This is a genomic window from Streptomyces sp. NPDC051243 (assembly GCF_044455405.1).
In the GTDB taxonomy this organism is placed as follows: Bacteria; Actinomycetota; Actinomycetes; order Streptomycetales; family Streptomycetaceae; genus Streptomyces.
The window spans coordinates 249538-272268 of sequence record NZ_JBITES010000009.1 but is presented as its reverse complement, the minus strand read 5'-3'; the positions used below and the strand labels follow the sequence as shown (position 1 = coordinate 272268).

Annotated in this window: 21 protein-coding genes and 3 pseudogenes; 15 read left to right on the top strand and 9 right to left on the bottom strand. The window is 71.1% G+C overall.

Annotated elements, in window-relative coordinates; genetic code table 11:
- Positions 1 to 62 precede the first annotated feature (62 nt).
- Together ACIBAG_RS24340 and ACIBAG_RS24335 are read right to left on the bottom strand one after the other, a co-directional pair.
- A complete protein-coding gene (locus ACIBAG_RS24340; protein ID WP_399107594.1) occupies positions 63 to 1856 on the bottom strand; it encodes a DUF3152 domain-containing protein in 1794 nt (597 codons plus the stop codon).
- An 8-nt stretch (positions 1857 to 1864) separates the two neighbouring features.
- Positions 1865 to 2923: an alpha/beta fold hydrolase gene (locus tag ACIBAG_RS24335; RefSeq protein WP_399107593.1), complete on the bottom strand. Its 1059-nt coding sequence runs from the start codon at positions 2921 to 2923 to the stop codon at positions 1865 to 1867.
- Between the two features lie 250 nt (positions 2924 to 3173).
- Here ACIBAG_RS24335 and ACIBAG_RS24330 point away from each other — a divergent pair, with 250 nt between their 5' ends.
- The 4 genes from ACIBAG_RS24330 (at position 3174) to ACIBAG_RS24315 (ending at position 5134) form a co-directional block, all read left to right on the top strand.
- The gene (locus tag ACIBAG_RS24330) at positions 3174 to 3398 is read left to right on the top strand and encodes a hypothetical protein (protein ID WP_399107592.1); all 225 of its coding nucleotides are present in this window, start codon (positions 3174 to 3176) and stop codon (positions 3396 to 3398) included.
- A gap of 241 nt (positions 3399 to 3639) precedes the next feature.
- Entirely contained in the window at positions 3640 to 4281 is a 642-nt protein-coding gene (locus ACIBAG_RS24325) for a TetR/AcrR family transcriptional regulator (RefSeq protein ID WP_031479313.1), read from the top strand.
- A 161-nt stretch (positions 4282 to 4442) separates the two neighbouring features.
- Positions 4443 to 4670 (top strand): DUF3107 domain-containing protein, encoded by a 228-nt coding sequence (locus ACIBAG_RS24320; protein WP_019754243.1) that lies wholly within the window; start codon positions 4443 to 4445, stop codon positions 4668 to 4670.
- 194 nt (positions 4671 to 4864) lie between these two features.
- Entirely contained in the window at positions 4865 to 5134 is a 270-nt protein-coding gene (locus ACIBAG_RS24315; protein ID WP_399107591.1) for a hypothetical protein, read from the top strand.
- 171 nt (positions 5135 to 5305) lie between these two features.
- Here the strand turns inward: ACIBAG_RS24315 and ACIBAG_RS24310 are convergent, their stop codons facing one another.
- A complete protein-coding gene (locus tag ACIBAG_RS24310; protein WP_399107590.1) occupies positions 5306 to 6070 on the bottom strand; it encodes a ferritin-like fold-containing protein in 765 nt (254 codons plus the stop codon).
- 475 nt (positions 6071 to 6545) lie between these two features.
- Between ACIBAG_RS24310 and ACIBAG_RS24305 the strand changes: the two genes are divergently transcribed.
- Together ACIBAG_RS24305 and ACIBAG_RS24300 are read left to right on the top strand one after the other, a co-directional pair.
- Positions 6546 to 9176, top strand: a complete 2631-nt coding sequence (locus ACIBAG_RS24305) for a DEAD/DEAH box helicase (RefSeq protein ID WP_399107589.1) — start codon at positions 6546 to 6548, stop codon at positions 9174 to 9176.
- Between the two features lie 198 nt (positions 9177 to 9374).
- Positions 9375 to 10289, top strand: coding sequence for an alpha/beta fold hydrolase (locus ACIBAG_RS24300; protein ID WP_399107588.1), 915 nt, complete (start codon positions 9375 to 9377; stop codon positions 10287 to 10289).
- A gap of 68 nt (positions 10290 to 10357) precedes the next feature.
- Here the strand turns inward: ACIBAG_RS24300 and ACIBAG_RS24295 are convergent, their stop codons facing one another.
- Positions 10358 to 11254, bottom strand: coding sequence for an NYN domain-containing protein (locus tag ACIBAG_RS24295; RefSeq protein WP_399107587.1), 897 nt, complete (start codon positions 11252 to 11254; stop codon positions 10358 to 10360).
- Positions 11255 to 11481: 227 nt separating this feature from the next.
- Between ACIBAG_RS24295 and ACIBAG_RS24290 the strand changes: the two genes are divergently transcribed.
- Positions 11482 to 11634: a hypothetical protein gene (locus ACIBAG_RS24290; RefSeq protein WP_107049884.1), complete on the top strand. Its 153-nt coding sequence runs from the start codon at positions 11482 to 11484 to the stop codon at positions 11632 to 11634.
- A gap of 94 nt (positions 11635 to 11728) precedes the next feature.
- On the opposite strand, the gene ACIBAG_RS24285 is transcribed toward ACIBAG_RS24290, so the two are convergent.
- From ACIBAG_RS24285 to ACIBAG_RS24275, 3 genes are all read right to left on the bottom strand, one after another.
- Positions 11729 to 12334: a MarC family protein gene (locus ACIBAG_RS24285; protein WP_399107586.1), complete on the bottom strand. Its 606-nt coding sequence runs from the start codon at positions 12332 to 12334 to the stop codon at positions 11729 to 11731.
- 162 nt (positions 12335 to 12496) lie between these two features.
- Positions 12497 to 13354, bottom strand: coding sequence for a PHP domain-containing protein (locus tag ACIBAG_RS24280; protein WP_399107585.1), 858 nt, complete (start codon positions 13352 to 13354; stop codon positions 12497 to 12499).
- A 204-nt stretch (positions 13355 to 13558) separates the two neighbouring features.
- The gene (locus ACIBAG_RS24275) at positions 13559 to 14200 is read right to left on the bottom strand and encodes a DUF6758 family protein (protein WP_399107584.1); all 642 of its coding nucleotides are present in this window, start codon (positions 14198 to 14200) and stop codon (positions 13559 to 13561) included.
- A gap of 116 nt (positions 14201 to 14316) precedes the next feature.
- Here ACIBAG_RS24275 and ACIBAG_RS24270 point away from each other — a divergent pair.
- Together ACIBAG_RS24270 and ACIBAG_RS24265 are read left to right on the top strand one after the other, a co-directional pair.
- Positions 14317 to 14703 (top strand): annotated as a pseudogene (locus ACIBAG_RS24270) (MFS transporter); the annotation flags it as partial.
- 222 nt (positions 14704 to 14925) lie between these two features.
- Positions 14926 to 15476: pseudogene (locus ACIBAG_RS24265) on the top strand (MFS transporter); the annotation flags it as partial.
- Positions 15477 to 15506: 30 nt separating this feature from the next.
- Here the strand turns inward: ACIBAG_RS24265 and ACIBAG_RS24260 are convergent.
- Positions 15507 to 16091, bottom strand: coding sequence for a suppressor of fused domain protein (locus ACIBAG_RS24260; RefSeq protein ID WP_399107583.1), 585 nt, complete (start codon positions 16089 to 16091; stop codon positions 15507 to 15509).
- A gap of 507 nt (positions 16092 to 16598) precedes the next feature.
- Between ACIBAG_RS24260 and ACIBAG_RS24255 the strand changes: the two genes are divergently transcribed.
- The 3 genes and pseudogenes from ACIBAG_RS24255 to ACIBAG_RS24245 all read left to right on the top strand — a co-directional run.
- Positions 16599 to 17714, top strand: a complete 1116-nt coding sequence (locus tag ACIBAG_RS24255) for a magnesium and cobalt transport protein CorA (protein WP_399107582.1) — start codon at positions 16599 to 16601, stop codon at positions 17712 to 17714.
- 41 nt (positions 17715 to 17755) lie between these two features.
- Positions 17756 to 18268 carry a hypothetical protein gene (locus tag ACIBAG_RS24250; protein ID WP_399107581.1) on the top strand — a complete coding sequence of 171 codons (513 nt, stop codon included), beginning with the start codon at positions 17756 to 17758 and terminating at the stop codon, positions 18266 to 18268.
- Positions 18269 to 18312: 44 nt separating this feature from the next.
- Positions 18313 to 18531, top strand: a pseudogene (locus tag ACIBAG_RS24245) (hypothetical protein); the annotation flags it as partial.
- A gap of 37 nt (positions 18532 to 18568) precedes the next feature.
- On the opposite strand, the gene ACIBAG_RS24240 reads toward ACIBAG_RS24245, so the two are convergent.
- The gene (locus ACIBAG_RS24240) at positions 18569 to 19321 is read right to left on the bottom strand and encodes a hypothetical protein (RefSeq protein WP_399107580.1); all 753 of its coding nucleotides are present in this window, start codon (positions 19319 to 19321) and stop codon (positions 18569 to 18571) included.
- Positions 19322 to 19551: 230 nt separating this feature from the next.
- Between ACIBAG_RS24240 and ACIBAG_RS24235 the strand changes: the two genes are divergently transcribed.
- The 3 genes from ACIBAG_RS24235 to ACIBAG_RS24225 are packed head-to-tail and all read left to right on the top strand — an operon-like array spanning position 19552 to position 22628.
- Complete coding sequence (locus ACIBAG_RS24235) at positions 19552 to 20850, top strand: magnesium transporter MgtE N-terminal domain-containing protein (protein WP_399107579.1); 1299 nt, start codon at positions 19552 to 19554, stop codon at positions 20848 to 20850.
- The gene (locus tag ACIBAG_RS24230) at positions 20840 to 21451 is read left to right on the top strand and encodes a DUF1003 domain-containing protein (protein WP_399107578.1); all 612 of its coding nucleotides are present in this window, start codon (positions 20840 to 20842) and stop codon (positions 21449 to 21451) included. Before ACIBAG_RS24235 ends, ACIBAG_RS24230 begins: the two co-directional genes overlap by 11 nt.
- A gap of 43 nt (positions 21452 to 21494) precedes the next feature.
- Positions 21495 to 22628, top strand: a complete 1134-nt coding sequence (locus ACIBAG_RS24225; protein ID WP_399107577.1) for an Mrp/NBP35 family ATP-binding protein — start codon at positions 21495 to 21497, stop codon at positions 22626 to 22628.
- The last annotated feature ends 103 nt before the right edge of the window (positions 22629 to 22731 follow it).

Below are 22731 nucleotides of genomic sequence, written 5' to 3'. Positions count from 1 at the left end.
ACGCTGCACATGTCAATGTGACGTATGAGTCAGCCGCCCGGGTCGGACGCCCGGGCCACCGGTCAACTCCCGGGATACGCCCAGGGGTTGGCCCGGCAGGAGATCCCGTCGTGCTCCAGGAACTTCGTCTGCTGCTGCATGACGGGCGCGAGGTCACCGTCCTTGTCGCAGCTGACATGGGGGAAGCCGAGCCGGTGGCCGACCTCGTGGTTGATCAGCATCTGCCGGTACGCGTGGATCTGATCACCGTATGTCTTCGATCCCTGCGCCCACCGGTACGCGTTGATCATCACGCGCTCGGTGGCGGCCGAGTTGCACGACACGTTGTCCTCGGTGGTGTCGAGTCCGGACTTGGCGCACCAGTCGGCGGTGGTCCCGGGACTGGCCAGCGTGATCACGAAGTCGGGCTCTCCGGAGTAGATGCGCTCGAAGGTCCGGGCGCCGTTGTGGGCCCAGCTGCGGTCGTCGTTGAGGGTCTTCTGCACGGCCTCGGCGAAGAGTTCGCCGTCGAGCCCGAGCCCCTGCTCCACGTCCACGCGGTAGGTGAACTTCTGCCCCTTGCCGGGCGCTTTGGCGATCCCCCGGACCGCGTCGAACTTCCCCGAGCCCTTGAGGGTGGCGCTGAGCGCGTACTTCTCGCCCATCTTCTGCTCGTACGTCAGCGGCGTCGCGCTCGGCGAACCGGACGGCGTCGGCCGCCCGTCCCCGCGTGAGGCCGAGTCACGGGCGTCCCGCGCGGCCTGATCGGTGGCGGACTGCGACTGTACGTCGCTGTCGTCCCGCCCCTTCGCGACCTGCCCGGCGACCACGACGGCCAGCGCGGTGACGACGGCGGCGGCCGCGATGCCGGTGAAGGCCCGGCCCTTGGCGCTCTTCGCCGGCACGGGCTCGCCGGTCGGCGGGGCGTCGTCCTGGTCGGTGTCGTTCGGTACGCCCACACCGGTCCGGGTGTCCCAGTCGGTGACGGAGGCGTACGGGTCGGCGGCCTGCGCGGAGCCGGGCGAACGGGGCGCGAAGACGTCGACGTCCTCGCCGAAGGCGTCGAGGTACTCCTGCCGGGGCCCTTCGGACGCCGGTGCCCGCCGGGGCCTCGGCAGGGGAACGCCGGTCACGGGCGGAGCACCGGCGGCCGCGGGAGCACCGCCCTGGGCAGCCCCGGCCCGCCCGCTCAACTCGCCCCAGCCCCCACCGGGTTCACGCTGCTCGGGGTGGCCTCCGCGGATGAGGGGGGTGCCGTGGGCGGGGGTGCCGTCCGGGAGACGGGGGACGCCGTGAGCCGGGGTGCCGTCGGGGAACCGCGGCAAGCCGTGCGCGGGGGTGCCGTCCGGCAGCCTCGGATAACCGTGCGCAGGGGTACCGTCCGGCAGCCTCGGATAGCCGCCGTGGGCCGGGGTGCCGTCCGGCAGCCGCGGGAAACCGTGTGCGGGCGTGCCGTCGGCGAACCTCGGGAAGCCGTGCGCCGGCGTGCCATCGGGCAGCCGCGGGATTCCCTGCGGCGGCGTGCCGCCCTCGAAGCCACGGCCTCCGTACGCCGGCGCCCCACCCGTCGGCATCCCCTGCCGGCCGGGCATCCCCTGCCGGCCCGGCGTCGGCCCCGGCATCCGGCGACCGCCGGGGCCGCCAGGGCCGACCGGCCCACCGGGCTGCGGCCAAGCGCCCTGTCCCCCACCCGGTGCCGCGCCCGCCCCCGGCGCCGTATCCGGCCGGGAAGCCGGAACCCTGCCGGGGCTCCCGCCCGGCGCGGACGGCCCGCGTCGGCCCGCACCCGGGTCCGGCGACGCCGCCCGAGAGCCCTGTCGTGCGGTTGTGTCCGTGGTGTCGCGCTTGGCGGAACCGCGGCGGCTGTGGCGTCCCACGTCGCGCCTCAGCTCCCCGTGCTCTCGGGCACGGCGTCGCCCTCACCCGGGTTCCGAGTCACACCCTTAGGCGTGCCCTCGCCCGCGATGTGCCGGCCGGCCTCCGCCTGCGCCTCGCCGGTCTCCGCGAGGAACCCGCGGAACGCCCGGGCGACCACCTCCGGGTACTCCATCATCGCCACGTGCCCGGCCTCGGGCAGGCTCAGCAGCCGGGAGTCACGGAAGCTGCGCGCGGCCTTCCGGCACATGCGGTAGCCGACGAGCTGGTCCCGGCCGCCGTAGATGAGCAGGGTCGGCGCCAGCACCCGCTCGGCCTGGCGCCACAGCGCGTGCTGGCCGCCCAGTGTGTAGGCGTTGACCAGTCCGCGCGCGGAACGCGTCATCGCGTCCCAGAAGTACGGCAGTTGCAGCCGCCGCTCCATCTCCTCGACCGCGTGGCGGAATCCCTCGGACGTCACCCGACCGGGGTCGCCGTAGCACAGGTGCAGCACGCCGCGGACCCGCTGCTCCGCCGTCCACTGCCTGGTGAAGCGGGTGAAGAGCGCGGTCACTCCGGGCACCGCGAGCAGCGCTGTGGGCACGGCGCTGCGCTGGACGCGGATCTCCGGCAGCGCGGGCGACACCAGCGTGAGCGTACGGACCAGGTCGGGGCGCACCGCGGCGACGCGGGTCGTGACGGCGCCGCCGAGCGAGTTGCCGAAGAGGTGCACGGGGCCGCGGTCGGAGGCATCCAGATAGCGGATCACCGCGCGTGCGTGCGCGGTGATCGAGTAGTCGCCGTCGTCCGGCGGCGGTGAGTCGCCGAAGCCCGGCAGATCGACGGCCTCGCAGTCCACGTCGCCCTCGAGCTGCTCCATCAGCGCGGACCAGTTCTGCGAGGAACCGCCGAGTCCATGGACGTACAGCGCCGGTGGCAGCCCCTCGCGCGCGGGCGGTCTCGAACGCACCGTGAGCGAGATCCCCGGCAGCCCGACCGATCGAAGCCGCTCCCCTTCGGCGACCCTGACGGTCGCCACCTTGGGGAGCACATTGGCGGCCGACACGGACGGCAGCTCGGTCGAAGACATGCGGCAATGTTACGAGACGATCACGCCATGGTTCATGTGTTCGCCGTCACAACTCGACCAGTACATGGCAAACAAACGGCCAACCGGGGCACTCCTGAACCACCGCGAATCACCAGCAGATGCCCCGCGGATCGCATAGCGTCCGGAACCGGTGTCTCCTAGGCTCGTACGCAGGGCACCCGCACATGGATCCCTGCTTCACCCAGGGACGTCGTGCCCCCCACGGGGACGTCTAGGAAGGGAGCCCGCCATGGCCGTCGATCCCACCGACCCCGAGACCTTCGTGAACGACGACACCGAGGAAGCCCAGGAGTTCGACGTCGAGGCCCCCACGGCTGACGCGGCGGAACAGCACGCCGACGTCAGGCCCGACCGCGACGACCCGCTGACCGGAGCGGACAAGGACCGGGCCAACGAGGCCGATCTCGTCGAACAGGCACGCGTCGTCTCCATCGACGAGGACGACTACCGGTGAAGCGGGCACAGCCATGAGGGCTTCGAGCACAAACTCGTGCGCCTTTGAGTGGGAACTCGTGGGTCTATGAGCAGGAAAGAGGCCGCTTCCTGCCCGTTCCAGCCCGGTTTCAAACCTTCTGCGCGACTTTCGTCACCGTCCGGTCCGTGAAATTCTGCGCTCGCACCGCGCACAGCAGGGTTACCGAAAAGTACGATGGCCGCGCGGCGCACACCGCATGTGGACGACTTTGGGAGGCGGCGTGACAGCCATCGAGCAGACAGAGGCGGCACGCCCGCGGGGCACTCGCCTGCCGCGCCGTGCCCGACGGAACCAGCTCCTGGGCGCCGCCCAGGAGGTCTTCGTCGCGCAGGGCTACCACGCTGCAGCGATGGACGACATCGCCGAGCGCGCCGGCGTCAGCAAGCCGGTGCTCTACCAGCATTTCCCGGGCAAGCTCGATCTCTACCTCGCGCTGCTGGACCAGCACTGCGAGTCCCTGATCCAGGCCGTACGCAACGCGCTCGCGTCGACGACCGACAACAAGCAGCGCGTACGGGCGACCATGGACGCGTACTTCGCGTACGTCGAGGACGACGGCGGCGCCTTCCGCCTGGTCTTCGAGTCCGACCTGACGAACGAGCCGGCCGTGCGCGAGCGCGTCGACAAGGTCACGAACGAGTGCGCCGAGGCGATCTGCGACGTCATCGCCGAGGACACCGGCCTCTCGCGCGCGGAGTCGATGCTCCTCGCCTCCGGCCTCGGCGGCCTCGCCCAGGTCGTGGCCCGCTCCTGGCTGCACAGCGACCGCAGCGTGCCGCGCGACCAGGCGGTACAGCTGCTCACCTCCCTGGCCTGGCGTGGCATCGCGGGCTTCCCGCTGCACGGCTCCGAGCACCACTGAGCCCTGCGGACGCGCACGCGCGTGTGGTGGGGCGTTTGTTCCCGCCCGCTGTTCGCTCCTGGCGTTCTTGGGCGGAGGGTGTACGTCCCCTCACCGGGCTAATGTGTGCTGGTACGGCGCGGAAGGTCGCGCACTTCACTGACCGTCGGAGGGACATAGCCGTGGAGGTCAAGATCGGCGTGCAGCACGCGCCCCGCGAGATCGTTCTGGAGAGCGGTCAGAGTGCCGAGGAGGTCGAGCGGGCGGTGTCCGAGGCGCTGGCCGGAAAGTCTCAGTTGCTGAGCCTCGTGGACGAGCACGGCCGCAAGGTCCTGGTCCCGGCCGACCGTCTCGCGTACGTGGAGCTCGGTGAGCCGGCTCCGCGCAAGGTGGGCTTCGGCGCGCTGTAGAGAGCAGCGGCAGACAGACAGAGCGGGAGGGCCCGGCGACTCACGGTCGCCGGGCCCTCCCGTTTCTCCGCCCACGGAAGTTCTCCACGGATGGCGCACAAGTCAATCACAGAGGAGGATTGCATTCCGCAGGTCAGGGGTATGACGGGCTACGACCGATTCGAGCAGGCCGGCCATGTGGGAGGGACCCCAACATGCTCTTGGAAGCGCTCAGCTCCGCGATCCTCGGCCTGGCCCTGGCCTGGGCTGCCGCCCACCGCATGCCGCAGCGCCTGCCCACCCGCTCCCTCGTCCTGCCGACGGGTGTCGCCGGCGGCCTCTTCGGCGCCTTCATCACGCACACCGCGCTGGACTTCGGCAACCTCTTCGTGATCCTCATCGGCGCGGCGATCGTCTCCGCCGCCTCCCTCTCCCTGCTGGTACGCCCCTCGGGAAGACTGAGCCGCCACTCGGCGACCGCGTAGCCCCAGAGAAGGACCGGCCGCCGGAGCCATGACGCCTCGGCGGCATTCGTAGGCAGCCTCGACTTCTCGATGCCGGTCCCGGCACTTCAGCCCGTCCGGGGGTGCCCCCTCTGGGGGGAGCGCCCCTGGAGGACGGGACGGGGGGCGGCGGGGCGGCGGGGGCGAAAACCCCTACGCAGCCAACCCCAACGCAGCCATCCGCTTGGTGTGCGCCTCAGTGATCCGCGAGAACATCTTCCCGACCTCCGCGAGATCGAACCCGTCCGCGACCCCGCCCACCAACATCGTGGACAGCGCGTCCCGGTCGGCGACAACCCGCTGCGACTGCGACAACGCCTCCCCCATCAACCGCCGAGCCCACAGCGCGAGCCGCCCACCGACCCGCGGATCGGCGTCGATCGCGGCCCGCACCTTCTCCACGGCGAACGACGCGTGCCCGGTGTCGTCGAGCACGGCCAGCACAAGACGCCGCGTGTCCGAGTCGAGCCGAGCCGCGACCTCCCGGTAGAAGTCACTGGCGATCGAGTCACCGACGTACGCCTTGACGAGCCCCTCGAGCCAGTCCGACGGCGCCGTCTGCTTGTGGAACCCGTCCAGCGCGGCGACGAACGGCTCCATGGCCTCCGTCGGCTCCGCCCCGATCTCGGTCAGCCGGTCCCGCAGCTTCTCGTAGTGGTGGAACTCGGCCGACGCCATCTTCGCCAGCTCCGCCTTGTCCGCCAGCGTCGGCGCCAGCTTGGCGTCCTCCGCCAGCCGCTCGAACGCCGCCAGCTCCCCGTAGGCCAGCGCGCCGAGCAGGTCCACGACAGCGGCCCGGTACTGCGGATCGGCGGAGGCCTGCGCCCAGTCCTGGGCGGCGACCCCGGTGTGTTCGACGGTCGAGTCAGCGGTGTCAGAGGCGTCAGGGGTGTTGTCAGGCGTCGTCATGAAGCGCACAATAGCCCGCTCACCGTGTCACGGAAGGCCCTGGTCAATCACTGTGACGCCGACTACGTGACCAATTCGGCCATCGCATGTGCGCGTTTCCGGGGTATGGTGGTAATGCGCCCGCTGAGTACTCAGACGTATCTCGACGGGCCGCACGTTATGAGGATGCCCGGTCGGTGGCCCGATCGGCTCCGACCCGACAGCCCTCCAAGGCCGTACGGCACTCTGCGTACGAAGCCCGGAGGGGGACACCCTCAGCGGTACGAGCGCTAGAGCGTCGGCAGTGGTCCCGTGCCTTACGGCCCGACCGTACGGCAGCCGACGTCCCCGGCACGGTCCGTCAAAGACCCCCGCGCTCGCCTCGCACCGCGCACACAGAAGAGGCAGCACCCTGACTACGACTTTCCGAGAGCTCGGAATCCTTCCCGAGACCGCCGAGGCACTTGAGGCCGTCGGCATCGTCAACCCCTTCCCCATCCAGGAGATGACCCTCCCCGTCGCCCTCTCCGGCACGGACGTCATCGGCCAGGCCAAGACCGGCACCGGCAAGACGCTGGGCTTCGGCCTTCCGCTCCTGGAGCGCGTCACCGTCCCCGCCGACGTGGAGGCCGGGCGCGCCAAGCCCGAGTCCCTCACCGACGCCCCGCAGGCGCTCGTCGTCGTCCCCACGCGCGAGCTGTGCACGCAGGTCACCAACGACCTGCTGACCGCGGGCAAGGTGCGCAACGTCCGCGTGCTCGCCATCTACGGCGGCCGCGCCTACGAGCCCCAGGTCGAGGCCCTGAAGAAGGGCGTCGACGTCGTCGTCGGCACCCCGGGCCGGCTGCTGGACCTCGCGGGCCAGAAGAAGCTCAACCTCAAGCACATCAAGGCGCTCGTCCTCGACGAGGCCGACGAGATGCTCGACCTGGGCTTCCTGCCCGACGTCGAGAAGATCATCGACATGCTGCCGCCCAAGCGCCAGACCATGCTGTTCTCGGCGACCATGCCGGGCGCGGTCATCGGCCTCGCGCGCCGCTACATGTCGCAGCCCACCCACATCCGCGCCACCGCGCCGGACGACGAGGGCGTGACCGTCGCGAACATCGCGCAGCACGTCTACCGCGCGCACAACATGGACAAGCCGGAGATGGTCGCGCGCATCCTGCAGGCCGAGGGCCGCGGGCTGGCGATGATCTTCTGCCGCACCAAGCGCACCGCCGCCGACCTCGCCGACCAGCTCCAGCAGCGCGGCTTCGCCTCCGGCGCGGTCCACGGCGACCTCGGCCAGGGCGCCCGCGAGCAGGCGCTGCGCGCCTTCCGCAACGGCAAGGTGGACGTCCTCGTCTGCACCGACGTCGCCGCGCGCGGCATCGACGTCGAGGGCGTGACGCACGTCATCAACTACCAGTCGCCGGAAGAGGAGAAGACGTACCTGCACCGCATCGGCCGAACGGGCCGCGCGGGCAACACGGGTACGGCGATCACGCTCGTCGACTGGGACGACATCCCGCGCTGGCAGCTGATCAACAAGGCGCTGGAGCTGAACTTCAACGACCCGCCGGAGACCTACTCCACGTCCCCGCACCTCTTCGAGGAACTGAACATCCCCGAGGGTACGAAGGGCGTCCTGCCCCGCTCGGAGCGCACGCGCGCCGGGCTGGCGGCGGAGGAGCTGGAGGACCTCGGCGAGACCGGCGGGCGCGGTTCGCGCGGTCGCGGTGGCCGAGGCGGCCGGGACGAGTCCCGTACGTCGTCGGAGCGCGAGCGCCCGGCCCGTACTCCGCGTCGCCGCCGCCGTACGCGCGGCGGTGCCCTGCTCGACGGGACGCCGGCGCCCGCCGCCGGTTCCGACGCCGTGGAGGAGACCGCGGAGGCGGTCACCGCGCCGCGCACCCCGCGTCGCCGTCGCCGCACCCGCGGCGGCGCTTCGCCGGAGCCGGCGCCGGCCGTGACGGCCACGTCCGCGGACGCCGCCGAGGCAGCCGTCACGACGGCCGAGGGCCCCTCCCTGGACACCCCCGAGGAGACGCCGGCCAAGCCGCGCCGCCGCCGCACGCGAAAGTCGGCGGAGCCGAAGGCGACTTCGGCGGAGGCCGTGGCAACGCCGGAGCCGGAAGCCGCGCAGGTGCCGGAGACCGCGAAGGTGGCGGAGAGCGCGAAGGTCGCGGAGAGCGCGAAGGTCGCGGAGAGCGCGAAGGTCGCGGAAGCCGTCCAGGCCTCCGAGCCCGCCACGGCTGCGCAGGCCGCCGAGCCCGAGGAGGCTCCCGCCACCAAGCCGCGCCGCCGCACCCGCAAGGCGACGACCACGGCCGAAGCAGCGGTCGCCACGGCCGAGGCCACCACGGAGGCCGTACGGCCGACTCCGGAGGCCGCGGACATCGTGGAGGCAGCGGAGTCCAAGCCGCGCCGCCGCACCCGCAAGGCAACGGCCGCAGCGGAGGACGCGGTCGACACGGCCGAGGCCACCGAGGCCAAGCCCAGGACGCGTCGTACCCGCAAGACCGCCGCGTCCGCCGAGGCCGCCGACATCCCGGCCCAGACGGTCCCGGCCCAGACGGCCCAGGAGCCGGAGGCAGCCGAGGCCAAGCCGAAGGCACGGCGTACGCGCAAGGCGACCGCCGCCGCCGAGGTGGCCGTCGACACGGCCGAGACCGCCGAGGCCAAGCCCAAGGCACGCCGCACCCGCAAGACCGCGGCCACCGCCGAAGCCGCCGTCGACACGGCCGAGGGCACGGAGGCCAAGCCGCGCCGTACGCGCAAGGCCGCCGCGACCGTTGCCGAGCCGGTGGCCACCGCGACCGCCCCGGAGCCGGAGGCCGCCGAGGCCAAGCCGAAGGCACGGCGTACGCGCAAGGCGACCGCCGCCGCCGAGGTGGCCGTCGACACGGCCGAGACCGCCGAGGCCAAGCCCAGGGCACGCCGCACCCGCAAGACCGCGGCGTCCACGGCCCTGGCCACGGACATCCCGGCGCAGGCCACCAAGGAGCCGGACGCCACGGAGGCCCCCGCACCGCGCCGCCGCACCCGCAAGGCCGCGGCGACCGTGGAGGCCGCCGACGGCACGGCCGAGGTGAAGCCCAAGGTGCGCCGTACCCGCAAGGCCACGGCCGCCACGGAGCCCGCGGAGAGCTGATCTCCCGTACGACGGCCCGGTCCCGCATCACGTGGGACCGGGCCGTCGGCGTTGTCGGCGCCCTGGCTCGGCGCGGCCGGCACCGCTTGGCGGCGGTCGGCACCACTGGGGCGGACGGCGGGAACTCCCCAGGCCCGTCCCAGCACCGGCCCAGCACCGGCCCGTCACTCGCCCGCCCCCACCCGCTACCCTCCCCCCGTGACCACCCAACCCGCCGCCACGCCGCTCCCGAACGCCCGCGCCTACCCCCTCCACACCCCTCGCGGCACCTTCGCCGTCGTGGACCATCCCGCCGCCCCCGGCGTGGAGCCCCGAGGCGTCGCCCTGCTGCTCCCCGGATTCACAGGCAGCAAGGAGGACTTCACGCTCATGCACGAGCCGCTGGCGGAGCGCGGCTACCGCACCGTCGCCGTCGACGGACGCGGACAGCACGAGTCGGACGGGCCGGAGGACGACCAATCCGCTTACGCGCGCGGCGAGTTGGCCCAGGACGTCCTCGCCCAGGCGGCGGCGCTCGACACCGACGGCACCGCGCTCCACCTCCTCGGCCACTCCCTGGGCGGCCAGATCGCCCGCGCGGCCGTGATCCTCGACCACGCGCCGTTCCGTTCGCTCACCCTCATGGCGTCGGGCCCCGCCCAGATCTCCGACTCCCAGCAGCAGCGCGTGAAACTGCTGCGGGACGCGCTCGCGGTGATGACCATGGCCGAGACCTGGGAGGCGATCCTGGCCATGGGGCCGCCGGAGGAGGTCGGCGGCCCGGCTCGCGGCATCGGCGGCCCGGACCTGCTGCGCAGGCGGTGGCTCGGCACGAAGCCCGCCCAACTCATCGCCACGGGACGTCAGTTGTGCACGGAGCCGGACCGGGTCGACGAACTCGCCGCCCTGCCCCTCCCGTTCCACGTCCTGTCGGGCGCCAGCGACGACACCTGGCCGGTCCCGGTCCTCGACGACATGGCCACCCGGCTGCGGGCCCGCCGGACGGTCATCCCCGGCGCCGAGCACTCCCCCAACGCCGACCAGCCCCTGCCCACCGCCCAGGCCATCGCCGACTTCTGGGACAGCGTGGACGGCATCGAGGGCGCGGAGGGCACACCCCCGACAGCGGACTAGAAGGCCCGGTACCGCGGAGCCCTGGTGCTGCGTAGGTCCGGCACCGCTGCGGGCCTGGTACGGCGGGCCTAGTACTGCGCCTGCAGGTGCTCCCAGAACCCGTCCCGCAACGCCCGTCGCAGATCCGCCTGCCCGCGCAGCGAGTACTGCAGCAGCCCCTCCGCCTCCACCAGCAGGTCCTGGTCGACCGAGCCGGGCAGGTACGGGTGCCCGGGCAGCAGCTCGACCAGTGACTCCCGCCCCCGCGCCGCGAGCCACTTCGCCGCGATCTGCGCGCCGACGAACCGCACGTCCTCCCGCGAGGGCCGGGCGGCTCCCGCGGCCTCGTACGCGGCGGCGGTGCGCCGGGAGACGTACGGCTTGAAGAAGTCGAGGTCGAGGGTGCGCTGGCTGTCGACCTCCCAGAGCAGGGGCTCGGCCTGGTTACGGCCCTCCGGCGCCTCGATGCCCCACAGGTGCACGCGCGCGCCGTACCCCTGCGCGGCCTCGACCGCCGACACCAGGTCCTCGTCCCCGCCGAGCAGTGCCGCGTCGCTGATGGCGCGGTGTCTGGCCAGTGACTCCAGGTCGGTCCTGATGAGCGAGTCGACGCCCTTCTGCTGGTTGTTCGCGTTGAGGTTGCCCAGCCGCACCTTCACATCGGGAAGCTCGGCGATCGACTGCTGCTCCGCGGTGTGGATACGGCGTCGCGCGCCGTCGTACCAGTAGACCCGCAGCAGCCTGCTGTCCGCGAAGATCGTGCGTGCCCTGTCGATGAGCGCCTCGATGAGTCCCTCGGCGTCCAGGTCGAAGGCCCGGCGGTCCTCGGTCCCGGCGACCAGCCGCCCCGCGGCGGCGTACAGATAGCCCGCGTCGACGAAGATCGCGTGGGTGGAGGGCGTCTTCGCCACCTCGGCGAGCATGCGTTGCAGCAGCTCGTTGGTGCGGTCGATACGGGCGGAGAGCGCCGCGAGGTCGTCGTTCATCGCTTCCATTGTCCCGGCGGTCACGCTGCGAACACAACCGGTCCCGGTCTGTCCCGCCTTGATCCACCAGCAATCAGCAACCACTTACCAGTCAGTAGTTAGCTGTTCGAAAAATTTCTTTAGCGTAGGGAATGTTTGTAACAGGCGAGCAGTTGGATACCCGTGTAACCCCAGTAGTTCTCCCCAGCAGTGCTCATCGGGAGGATGACCAGACGAAGGGAGAAGCCATGCGCTTCGAGATCATGCGACTCGACGAGGTCGACGGCACGCCCGTGGACAGCACCGTTGTGGACGCCGCCTCCGTCAACCGGATCGTTCAGCAGGCCGCCTCGATCGGCCAGCGGCTGTGGATCCGCCCGGCAGAGGCCTCGGCCTCGTAACGCGGATCCCGGAAGAAGCTTCAAGGCCCCGTACGGCTGTGACGCCGTGCGGGGCCCTTGGGCGTTCGGGGCCCTTGCGGCCCTCGGTCGGGCCTCAGCTCCCCTGAATGACCTGCGTGACGCCGTTGATGATCTGCTGCACGGCGATCGCGGAGAGCATCATGCCGGCGAGCCGCGTCACCAGGACCACGCCGCCGTCCTTGATGACCCTGATGATCAGCAGTGAGTACCGCATCACGAGCCACAGCACGACATGGATGGCGAGGATCGCCGACCACACCGACACCTGCGTGGCCACGCTGTCGGCCTTCTGCACCGCGAGGATGACGGACACGATCGCACCCGGCCCGGCCAGCAGCGGCATGCCCAGGGGCACGAGGGCGACGTTCACGTCCTTGGTCTGCTTGGGCTCGTCGGTCTTGCCGGTGAGCAGGTCGAGCGCGATCAGCAGGAGCAGCAGCCCGCCCGCGATCATCAGCGCGGGGACGGAGACATGCAGGTAGTCGAGGATCTGATGGCCGAGCAGCCCGAAGACCGTGATCACACCGCCGGCCACACAGACGGCCTGGAAGGCCATCCGCTTCTGCACCTTGGCCGGCCGGCCGGAGGTGAGCGCGAGGAAGATCGGGGTGATCCCGGGGGGATCCATGATGACGAAGAGGGTCAGGAAGAGGGAGCCGAAGACGGCGAGATCGAACATGCGGAGGAGGCCTTGCGAGGTGAGTGAAACGCACGGTGGACAGGCAGAGCCGGGTTACCGGCGCCATGCCGCTACCGCTGTGGGCAGACGTTCCGCGGCGCGGAACGGGTGGGCACGGCCGACAGCGCCGGGTGCCTCTGAACGAACGTGAAGGTGACCGGCCTAGACCCCGCCGGTCCCCGGCACGGGAAACGCCCCGGTCGCCCGTCGCGTGATCTCCCCGTACACCTCGGGATCCGTCGTGTACTCGCCGAGCACACACGTCTTCCGGCTGCCGTGGTAGTCACTGGACCCGGTGGCCAGCAGCCCGAGCTCCTTCGCGAGCCCGTGCAGCCGCGCCCGCGTGTCGGGGTCGTGGTCCATGTGCTCGACCTCGATGCCGTCGAGGCCGGCGGAGGCCATCTCGGCGATGGCGGACTCCGGCACCGTACGGCCCCGCTTGCTCGCGGCCGGGTGCGCGAAGACGGCGACGCCCCCCGCGGCCTTGATCAGCCGGATCGCCTCGAACGGGTCGGTCTCGTGCTTCTCCACGAAGGCCCGGCCGCCGTCGGCCAGCCAGTCCTGGGTGAAGGCGTCGCCCACGGTCGGTACGACACCGAGCTCGACCAGCGCGGAGGCGACATGCGGCCGGCCGACCGAGCCGTCACCGGCGATCCGCAGGACCTGCTCCCAGGTGACGGGCACACCCAGCTCGTTGAGCTTGGCGATCATGCCCTTAGCCCGCGGCACCCGGTCGTCCCGCACCAGCTCCCGCTCGGCGAGCAACGCGGGCTCCTCCGGGTCGAACAGGTAGGCCAGCATGTGCATGCTGACCCCGTCGATACGGCAGGACAGCTCGGCACCGGTGACAAGGGTGAGTCCCGCCGGCAGCGCCGCGATCGCCTCGGCGTACCCACGTGTCGTGTCGTGGTCGGTGAGCGCCACCACGTCCAGCCCGGCCGCGGCGGCGTTGCGCACCAGCTCGGCCGGGGTGTCCGTACCGTCGGAAGCGGTGGAGTGGGTGTGCAGATCGATGCGCACGACGCGAACTCCAGACGGGGACGGCACGGATGGGGACGCTCAAGGATAACCGCACTTTCAACGACCCCTGTCACACCCGCACAGCCCAGCGCCCCTTACACGGAGCGACCTGAGGGAGCGGGGAAGTGCCCGAGCAACCCACGACCACCCGCAGCCGTCCGTCGACGACACACCCCACCTCAGCAGTAGAGCCCTACGTAGGCCCTACGGCTCAAGCAAGCGCGGCGACAGCGCGCCGCAGGGCACCAACTCCACCTCCGCCCCCGCATCCCGCAGATCAGTCAGCACCAGCTCGTCGTACATCAACAATCCCGACTGCTCGGGCCACATGACCGCCCACAGCCACATCCCGAGCGCCTCCCCCGCGAACACGGCACGATCGTCGGGCGTACCCGACACATGCCACAGCGGCGTAGGCCGCCCGGCGGCGAGAACCTTGGCCTGAGGCGGCTTCTCGACGTTCATGTACGGCCCGGGATCCGGACCGTCGATCCCCGCATAGCGTGCGCCAAGACCGACACCGAGCTCCTCGGCGACCAGGATCAGCTCGCCCATGCCGCCGAGCGGGCCGGGACCGGAGCAGGCCACGGCGCTCGCGCGGCCGCCACTGCGGTCGTCGCCCGCGCTGGCGACTCCCGTGAACAGCCAGCCGATCGGCAGCGGCCACGGCATCCACACCGGCACCTGCGTGCGATGCACGACCACACCGAGGGCCTCGACGCTGGGCGGGATCACGGGCTGCACCGGATGGACGGTGCCGTGCACATCGCATTGCCAGGTGTCGGCGAAGAGTCCGGGAGCCCTGACCCGGCCACCACACTTCGGGCAACTGGGTTCGCCCCTCATAGGGCCCCACGGTCCTACCCCTTCTCCGTCACGTCAAGGACGATCACCCGTCCGGGCGGAAGCCGCCTGGCAAGCAGGCTCTGCCCGCGGTACATCGTTAGCCTGTCTAAATTAATATGTGCATATGCCATCTAAATTTCTGCGGGCAGCCGAAGGCGGTCTGGGCGACCGCCGGCGCGTCCGTCGTCGCCTTCATGGGCATCGGACTCGTCGACCCGATCCTGCCGTCCATCGCGAGCGGCCTGAACGCCACCGCCGGCCAGGTTTCCCTGCTCTTCACGTCGTACTTCCTCATCGCCGCCGTGGCGATGCCGGTCACCGGCTTCGTCTCCAGCAGGATCGGCGGCCGCGGGACCCTGCTGCTCGGCCTCGCCTTCGTGGTCGTCTTCACGGGGCTCGCGGGCACGTCCGGATCGGTCGGCGAACTGGTCGGGTTCCGGGCGGGCCGGGGACTCGGCAACGCGCCCTTCGTCTCCACGGCCCTCGCGGTCATCGTCGGCACCTAGGCCAACACCGCAATAGCCCGCTTTAACGGCATCACCCCGGAAAACACCCGGTACGCTCAATTGATCGCAGAGGGCAACAGCCAAGCCCTCAACGGCCCCGAGTGAGTCACGCACTTGCTCCGGCGGCCGGGAGGGTCGTCGCCGGACGGGCACGCCCCGTCAAACTCTCCGGAGCGATCCAGGAGGGAGCCTCCGGGACCCGTCCGGAGAGAACTCCAAAACCACACGTTCTTCACAACGAGGCAGTTTCTCGCCCCTGGTGGGGATGACGCCACATGGTTCGTGTGCCCTCATCCCCACCAGGGGCGTACTGCTGGCCGTGTTCTCAGTGATCGTGGCTCCGCGCCTGCAGACGCGGTTCGCTGATAGTGCTCGGCGGGTCGCTGGTGCCGCTCGCCCTGGACGTGCTGGTCCTCGGCTACGGCGGCCACACCACCGCCGTCGTCTGCACGGTCCTGTCCGGCGCGTGCATCGGTGTGAACAACACCGTCTCCACGGAGCTGGCCCTCGGCATCTCGGACGCGCCGCGTCCCGTGGCGAGCGCGGGCTACAACTGCGTGCGCTGGTTCGCCGCTGCGGCCGCGTCCTTCTTCGCGCCCAGGATCGAGGAGTGGACCGGCAGCGTCCGCGTCCCGTTCGTGGTGGGGGCGGTCGCGGCCGTGCTGGGTGCGCTCGTGGTCGTCGTACGGCGCAGGGCGCTCGGGGATGAGGCCGAGGAGTCGGCGTCGCGGCACGCGACCGAGGACAATGTCACTGTCTTCGCCAACTGACGGTTTTCGGCCACCGGTTGGTGAGGTTCCTCACTCCAGCGGGACGGACGTGCGGACGGGGTCCCGGAGGTCCGTCCCGTTCGTCAGCCAGCGCTCCTGGAGGGCCTGGGCGCCGTGCACGCGCTTCCAGGCGGCCTCGTTCGGGGTCATGGGGAGCAACGGCAGAAAGTGCACCGGGTCGAGGGGCCCGTCCAGTTCCAGGTCCTCGACCAGGCCGCCCGGCTCGGCGACCAGGACCGAGGTGAACGGGGCGCCGGGCCACAGGGGCTCGCCGACGTCGAGGGAGGCGCCGGGGGCCACGATCACACCTTCCACCTGCGGGGACGCGGCGAGCACCGCGAGCGGGCGGAGAACCTTGTCGGTGTCGGCCAGGCCCGAGCGGACCGAGAGGACCAGCTCGGCGCGAGGGCCCTTGACCGGGTCGGCGACCATCGCGGTGGGGTCGTTCATGGGCTGCGCGGACATGCCCAGCGTGGCGTAGCGGACGATGTCGCCCTCCTGGAAACGGAGCACCTCGATGCGGTCCGTACCGAGGAAGGTGACCGCCGCACGGGCGTCCGGTTCGCCGAGCGCGGTGCGCAACCGGGCCTCGACCAAAGGGAGAACATCAGCCATGCCGCGAGCATAGAACTCGTCAGGACCGGGCAAAGCAGCACCTTGACACTTCTGTCGGCTGATACTCTTGCCCGGTGTTCGGGACAGCATGCATAAGCGTCGCGATCGAATCCCGGCACCGAGATTGAGACTCCCCTACGGGGAACCCCGAACGGGGTATGGAACGTCCCTCACGAGGGACCGGCCGGAGGAGGTGGGGCTGCTATGGATCGAAGTCGACCGTGCAGTACCACTCGCTCTTCCCGCCACTGATGTAGCTGATCCGGCTGTTCCGCTCCGGCTGACCGCCGCCTTTCACGCTCGCGTCCTTCACGGAAGAGCACTTCGTTTCGCTTTGCCTGATCGGTCCGATCTGAATCAGCAACGAAGCCCATCACCGCGACGGTGCGGTGCTCCCCGCTTTGTGGACGTGCCAAACATCCTGAGGTCAGGACGTCCCCATTCCGGGCAGTTCCACCCGTGCCGCGGCCCTCCACGCTTCGTTGCCCGTTGCGAAGGAGCCTGCTCATGTCGATGATCCGTGACCTGCGTGCCGTGGTCCGTCCGTCCCGCGTCTCGCTGCGCAAGGACAACGGCACCTACGACACCACCCGCGACCCCGCGACGCCCTCGGCCGTCGTCGACTGCGCCGTCTACCGGCACGGCGCCCGCGTCGAGACCCCGAAGCCCCTGACCCCGCACGAGGCGATGCGCCAGGTGCGCCGCGACGGCGGGTTCGTGTGGATCGGCCTGCACGAGCCGACCGAGGCCGAATTCTCCGGTATCGCAAGCGAGTTCGGTCTGCACCCGCTGGCCGTCGAGGACGCGGTCCAGGCCCACCAGCGCCCGAAGCTGGAGCGCTACGACGACTCCCTCTTCACGGTCTTCAAGACCATCCATTACGTCGAGCACGACGAGCTCACCGCCAACAGCGAGATCGTCGAGACCGGCGAGGTCATGTGCTTCACCGGACGGGACTTCTTCATCACCGTCCGGCACGGCGGGCAGGGCTCGCTGCGGGCGCTGCGGCACCGGCTGCAGGACGACCCCGAGCTGCTCGCCAAGGGCCCGTCGGCCGTGCTGCACGCGATCGCCGACCATGTCGTCGACGGGTACATCGCCGTCGCCGACGCCGTGCAGGACGACATCGACGAGGTGGAGACCGAGGTCTTCTCGCCGGGGCGCAAGGGCTCGCCGCGCGGCACGGACGCGGGGCGGATCTACCAACTCAAGCGCGAGGTGCTGGAGTTCAAGCGCGCGGTGTCGCCGCTGCTGCGTCCCATGCAGCTGCTGAGCGAGCGGCCTATGCGGCTGATCGACCCGGACATCCAGAAGTACTTCCGGGACGTCGCCGACCACCTGGCCCGGGTGCAGGAGCAGGTCATGGGCTTCGACGAGCTGCTGAACTCCATCCTCCAGGCCAACCTGGCACAGGCGTCCGTCGCGCAGAACGAGGACATGCGGAAGATCACCTCGTGGGCCGCGATCATCGCCGTACCGACGATGGTGTGCGGTGTGTACGGGATGAACTTCGACTACATGCCGGAGCTGCGCTGGAAGTTCGGGTACCCGATGGTGCTCGGGATCACGGCGATGATCTGCTTCGGCATCCACCGCACGCTGAAGCGGAACGGCTGGCTCTGACCGGCCCGGACATACCCGGATGGGCTGGATAGTCTTGCGGCATGACTAGCGAGCTGCTCGACCAGGCCCTCGTCGAGGAGGCCACGAAGAAGTCCGGCCTCATCTGGGTCAAGGGGCCCGGTCACCCGGCCCGGGCGCTGTGGCACGTGTGGCACGAGGGCGCGGCGTGTGTCGTGGGCGACGGTCCGGGCGAGCAGCCGCTGCCGGGGCTGGTCGACGGGGCCGGGGCCGAGGTGACGGTTCGCAGCAAGGACAAGGGCGGGCGACTGGTCTCGTGGCCGGCGAAGGTCGTGGAGCTCGCGTCGGGCTCCGAGCGGTGGGACGCCGCGGTCGCCGAGCTCAAGGGCAAGCGCCTCAACGCCCCTGACGGCGAGGCGATGCCGCAGCGCTGGGCGCGTGAGTGCCGGGTACTGCGCCTGGAACCGGTGGGCACGACGGCGCCCTTGCCGGACGGCAGCCTGGCCGAGGCTCCGTTGCCGACGCCGGCGACGACCCGGCAGCCGATTCCGGCCGGCCTGCCGAGGTTGCTGATGAAGAGGCGCAAGCGGAAGTAGCCGACGGCCCGGCCGGCTCCAACGACGTGGACGCCGCGGTCGCCGAGCTCAAGGGCAAGCGCCTCAACGCCCCTGACGGCGAGGCGATGCCGCAGCGCTGGGCGCGTGAGTGCCGGGTACTGCGCCTGGAACCGGTGGGCACGACGGCACCCTTGCCGGACGGCAGCCTGGCCGAGGCTCCGTTGCCGACGCCGGCGACGACCCGGCAGCCGATTCCGGCCGGCCTGCCGAGGTTGCTGATGAAGAGGCGCAAGCGGAAGTAGCCGACGGCCCGACCGGCTCCAACGACGTGGCCGGCGCCTAGGACGTCGGCAGCTGCTTGCCGTAGTCCACCGTCTCGTCCTTGGCCGGCTCCGTCAGCGCGAAGTCCTTGCCCCAGGCCGAGAAGGTGAGGCTGCCCGCGCCGCCCGCCCGGGTCAGGCGCAGGGGGTAGGGAGTGCCCTCGAGGGAGACGTCGAGGGTGCCGCCGGAGCCCTTGTCGCCGGTGATGCGGATGGTGCGGGTGCCCGCCTGCTCGTGGCGGCCGTCGGTGGCCAGCGCGCCGTGGAGGGTCAGCAGGCCGTCGAGGAGTACGTCCTTCTCCGTGAAGCCGCTGAACTTCTTGTACGACGGGTCCGCCTGGGGCACCTTCACGTACTTGCCGCCCAGCTTGTCCGCGGCCGCCGCATCCGCCTTGCCGCCGCCCTGCCCGTCCGCGCCGCTCCAGAAGCCGGCGTCGGCCTTCAGGTACAGCTGCTCACCGATCCGCAGCAACTGGAACGTCGTTCCCTGCGCCGTGACCGACCCCGTCGCCCCGTCGGCCTTCAGCCGCATGTCGAGCTTGTAGGTGCGCCCACTGGTCACCACGTTCCCCGACAGACGCACCGCCTCGGCGGAGTCCGCGGCCGTACGGGTCTTGCGCTGGATCTCGGCGGGCGGCAGCTTGCCGACCCCGTTGGTGCCCTCGTCGGGGTCCTCGCTGCATCCCGTCAGTCCCGTTCCCGACACGACCAGGGCGCACACGGCGCTCACCAGCGCGGCCCGGCGCGCACGACCCTGGGGAATCGCAGTCACAGGTGGGGCTGCCTTTCTGTTGTGGGACCTGAGCGGCGTACCGCAGCGTACCCGGGCCTCACGGCCCTGGCGGAGCCAGTCCGTCCGTACCGCTCACCAGGGCATATCGGATCCGGACGGGCTAGCCTGAAGCCCACCCGAGCGGGCAATTCGGATATGCGGCCCTGCCCGCTCGACCGCACCAGCAACACGGCAACCCGGCACACTTCGCACGCAAAGGAGCCTCAGCCATGGCAGCCGGCGCTCCCCGGATCTTCGTCTCGCACCTCGCCGGCATCGCCGCCTTCGACCCCAACGGCGACCAGGTGGGCCGCGTCCGCGATCTGGTCGTCATGCTCCGCGTCGGCCGGCGCCCGCCACGGCTGCTCGGCCTCGTCGTCGAACTCTCCACCCGGCGCCGCATCTTCCTTCCCATGACCCGCGTGACCAGCATCGAGTCCGGCCAGGTCATCACCACCGGCGTGCTCAACGTCCGCCGCTTCGAGCAGCGCCCCACCGAGCGCCTCGTCTTCGGTGAACTGCTCGACCGGCGCGTCACCCTCGTCGAGACCGGAGAGCAGGTCACCGTCCTCGATCTGTCGGTGCTGCAGCGGCCCGCCCGCCGGGACTGGGAGATCGACAAGGTGTTCGTGCGCAAGGGCGGCAAGAGCGGCCCTCTGCGGCGTGCCAAGGGCGAATCGCTGACCGTCGAGTGGACGGCCGTCACCGGCTTCTCGCTGGAGGAGAAGGGGCAGGGCGCCGAGAGCCTGCTCGCCACCTTCGAACAGCTGCGCCCCGCCGACCTCGCGAATGTGCTCCACCACCTCTCCGCCAAGCGCCGTGCCGAGGTCGCCGCCGCCCTCGACGACGACCGCCTCGCCGACGTACTCGAAGAGCTCCCCGAGGACGACCAGATCGAGATCCTCGGCAAGCTGAAGGAGGAGCGGGCCGCGGACGTCCTTGAGGCCATGGACCCGGACGACGCGGCCGACCTGCTCGGCGAGCTCCCGACGGACGAGCAGGAGCGGCTGCTGAGCCTGATGCAGCCCGCCGACGCGGCCGACATGCGCCGTCTGATGGCGTACGAGGAGCACACGGCCGGCGGCCTGATGACCACCGAGCCGATCATCCTGCGCCCGGACGCCACCGTCGCCGACGCCCTCGCCCGCGTCCGCAACCCCGACCTGTCCCCCGCGCTCGCCGCCCAGGTCTACGTCTGCCGCCCGCCCGACGAGACACCGACCGGCAAGTACCTCGGCACGGTCCATTTCCAGCGCCTGCTGCGCGACCCGCCGTACACCCTGGTCAGCGCGCTCGTCGACGAGGCCCTGGAGGCCCTGGAGCCGGATGCCCCGCTGCCGGTCGTCGCCGGGTTCTTCGCGACGTACGACATGGTGGCCGCGCCCGTCGTCGACGAGGGCGGTTCGCTGCTGGGCGCGGTGACCGTGGACGACGTACTGGACCACCTGCTGCCCGAGGACTGGCGGGAGACGGAGTTCCATCTGGACGAGGACGAGGGTGCCGAGGAGGTGGCCGCCCATGGCTCCTGAGCGCGAGGGCACGCGCGAGCGCATGCCGGCGGGCGCCACCGCGACCACCCGGGCGCCCCGCACACGCCTCGACCAACCCCGGCCGCCACGCCGCCGGATCCTGCCCGAATGGGACCCGGAGGCCTTCGGACGGCTCTCGGAGCGCATCGCCCGGTTCATCGGCACCGGGCGGTTCCTCGTCTGGATGACGGTAGTGATCATCGTGTGGGTGCTGTGGAACATCTCCGCACCGAGCAGCCTGAAGTTCGACGAGTACCCGTTCATCTTCCTGACCCTGGCCCTGTCCCTGCAGGCCTCCTACGCCGCCCCGCTGATCCTGCTCGCGCAGAACCGGCAGGACGACCGCGACCGGGTCAACCTCGAGCAGGACCGCAAGCAGAACGAGCGGTCCATCGCCGACACCGAGTACCTGACCCGCGAGATCGCCGCCCTGCGCATCGGGCTCGGGGAGGTCGCCACCCGGGACTGGATGCGCTCGGAGCTGCAGGACCTGATGAAGGAGCTGGAGGAGCGGGGCAACGGTCACCGCGGGGACGGCCACCACGAGCACGGTGTATTCCCGGCAGAACGGTCGCGCGGACGTGACGTAGAAGACCGCTGACAGGCTTTCCGGGGCATGGCTACCGAGCCGTACCATCGTCCTTATGGCTACGGAAGACGCGGTGCGCGAGGCACTGGCGACGGTGAACGACCCCGAGATCAACCGCCCCATCACCGAGCTCGGGATGGTCAAGTCGGTCGACATCGGGGCGGACGGAGCGGTCGCGGTCACCGTGTACCTGACGGTCTCCGGCTGCCCGATGCGCGAGACGATCACGCAGCGCGTGACGGACGCGGTCTCCCGGGTCGACGGCGTCACCCGCGTCGACGTCACGCTCGACGTCATGAGCGACGAGCAGCGCAAGGAGCTGGCGAACGCCCTGCGCGGCGGCCAGGCCGAGCGCGAGGTCCCCTTCGCCAAGCCCGGCTCGCTCACCCGCGTGTACGCGGTCGCCTCCGGCAAGGGCGGCGTCGGCAAGTCCTCCGTCACGGTCAACCTGGCGGCGGCGATGGCGGCCGACGGCCTGAAGGTGGGCGTCGTCGACGCCGACATCTACGGCCACAGCGTGCCGCGCATGCTGGGCGCCGACGGCCGTCCGACCCAGGTCGAGAACATGATCATGCCGCCGTCCGCGAACGGCGTGAAGGTCATCTCCATCGGCATGTTCACGCCGGGCAACGCCCCGGTGGTCTGGCGCGGCCCGATGCTGCACCGCGCACTCCAGCAGTTCCTGGCGGACGTGTACTGGGGCGACCTGGACGTCCTCCTGCTGGACCTCCCGCCCGGCACCGGCGACATCGCGATCTCCGTCGCCCAGCTGGTCCCGAACGCCGAGATCCTGGTCGTGACGACGCCGCAGCAGGCGGCGGCCGAGGTCGCCGAGCGCGCGGGCTCCATCGCCGTGCAGACCCATCAGAAGATCGTCGGCGTGGTCGAGAACATGTCCGGCCTGCCCTGCCCGCACTGCGGCGAGATGGTCGACGTCTTCGGCACGGGCGGCGGCCAGGTCGTCGCGGACGGCCTCACGCGCACGACCGGCACGAACGTCCCGGTCCTCGGCAACATCCCCATCGACGTCCGCCTCCGCGAGGGCGGCGACGAGGGCAAGCCGGTGGTCCTGACCGACCCGGACTCCCCGGCGGGCTCGGCACTGCGGGCGATCGCGGGGAAGCTGGGGGGACGGCAGCGGGGCCTGTCGGGACTGTCTCTGGGGATCACTCCCAAGAACAAGTTCTGAGACGCCCTGGGGCGCGGGGCTGTATCCATGTGCAGCTCCGCCGCGTGGGCGCGAGCAACCACGCACGACCCGCAAGCCGCCGAAGGTTCTGAGCCCTACGGCG

What these genes read in the sequence shown, in the direction of transcription:
- ACIBAG_RS24335 (WP_399107593.1), bottom strand. Translation starts at nt 2,923, where the DNA reads ATGTCTTCGACCGAGCTGCCGTCCGTGTCGGCCGCCAATGTGCTCCCC.
- ACIBAG_RS24285 (WP_399107586.1), bottom strand. Translation starts at nt 12,334, where the DNA reads ATGTTCGATCTCGCCGTCTTCGGCTCCCTCTTCCTGACCCTCTTCGTC.
- ACIBAG_RS24230 (WP_399107578.1), top strand. Translation starts at nt 20,840, where the DNA reads ATGGCTCCTGAGCGCGAGGGCACGCGCGAGCGCATGCCGGCGGGCGCC.
- ACIBAG_RS24250 (WP_399107581.1), top strand. Translation starts at nt 17,756, where the DNA reads ATGACTAGCGAGCTGCTCGACCAGGCCCTCGTCGAGGAGGCCACGAAG.
- ACIBAG_RS24225 (WP_399107577.1), top strand. Translation starts at nt 21,495, where the DNA reads ATGGCTACGGAAGACGCGGTGCGCGAGGCACTGGCGACGGTGAACGAC.
- ACIBAG_RS24295 (WP_399107587.1), bottom strand. Translation starts at nt 11,254, where the DNA reads ATGAACGACGACCTCGCGGCGCTCTCCGCCCGTATCGACCGCACCAAC.
- ACIBAG_RS24305 (WP_399107589.1), top strand. Translation starts at nt 6,546, where the DNA reads ATGACCCTCCCCGTCGCCCTCTCCGGCACGGACGTCATCGGCCAGGCC.
- ACIBAG_RS24315 (WP_399107591.1), top strand. Translation starts at nt 4,865, where the DNA reads ATGCTCTTGGAAGCGCTCAGCTCCGCGATCCTCGGCCTGGCCCTGGCC.
- ACIBAG_RS24290 (WP_107049884.1), top strand. Translation starts at nt 11,482, where the DNA reads ATGCGCTTCGAGATCATGCGACTCGACGAGGTCGACGGCACGCCCGTG.
- ACIBAG_RS24255 (WP_399107582.1), top strand. Translation starts at nt 16,599, where the DNA reads ATGTCGATGATCCGTGACCTGCGTGCCGTGGTCCGTCCGTCCCGCGTC.
- ACIBAG_RS24330 (WP_399107592.1), top strand. Translation starts at nt 3,174, where the DNA reads ATGGCCGTCGATCCCACCGACCCCGAGACCTTCGTGAACGACGACACC.
- ACIBAG_RS24235 (WP_399107579.1), top strand. Translation starts at nt 19,552, where the DNA reads ATGGCAGCCGGCGCTCCCCGGATCTTCGTCTCGCACCTCGCCGGCATC.
- ACIBAG_RS24275 (WP_399107584.1), bottom strand. Translation starts at nt 14,200, where the DNA reads ATGAGGGGCGAACCCAGTTGCCCGAAGTGTGGTGGCCGGGTCAGGGCT.
- ACIBAG_RS24260 (WP_399107583.1), bottom strand. Translation starts at nt 16,091, where the DNA reads ATGGCTGATGTTCTCCCTTTGGTCGAGGCCCGGTTGCGCACCGCGCTC.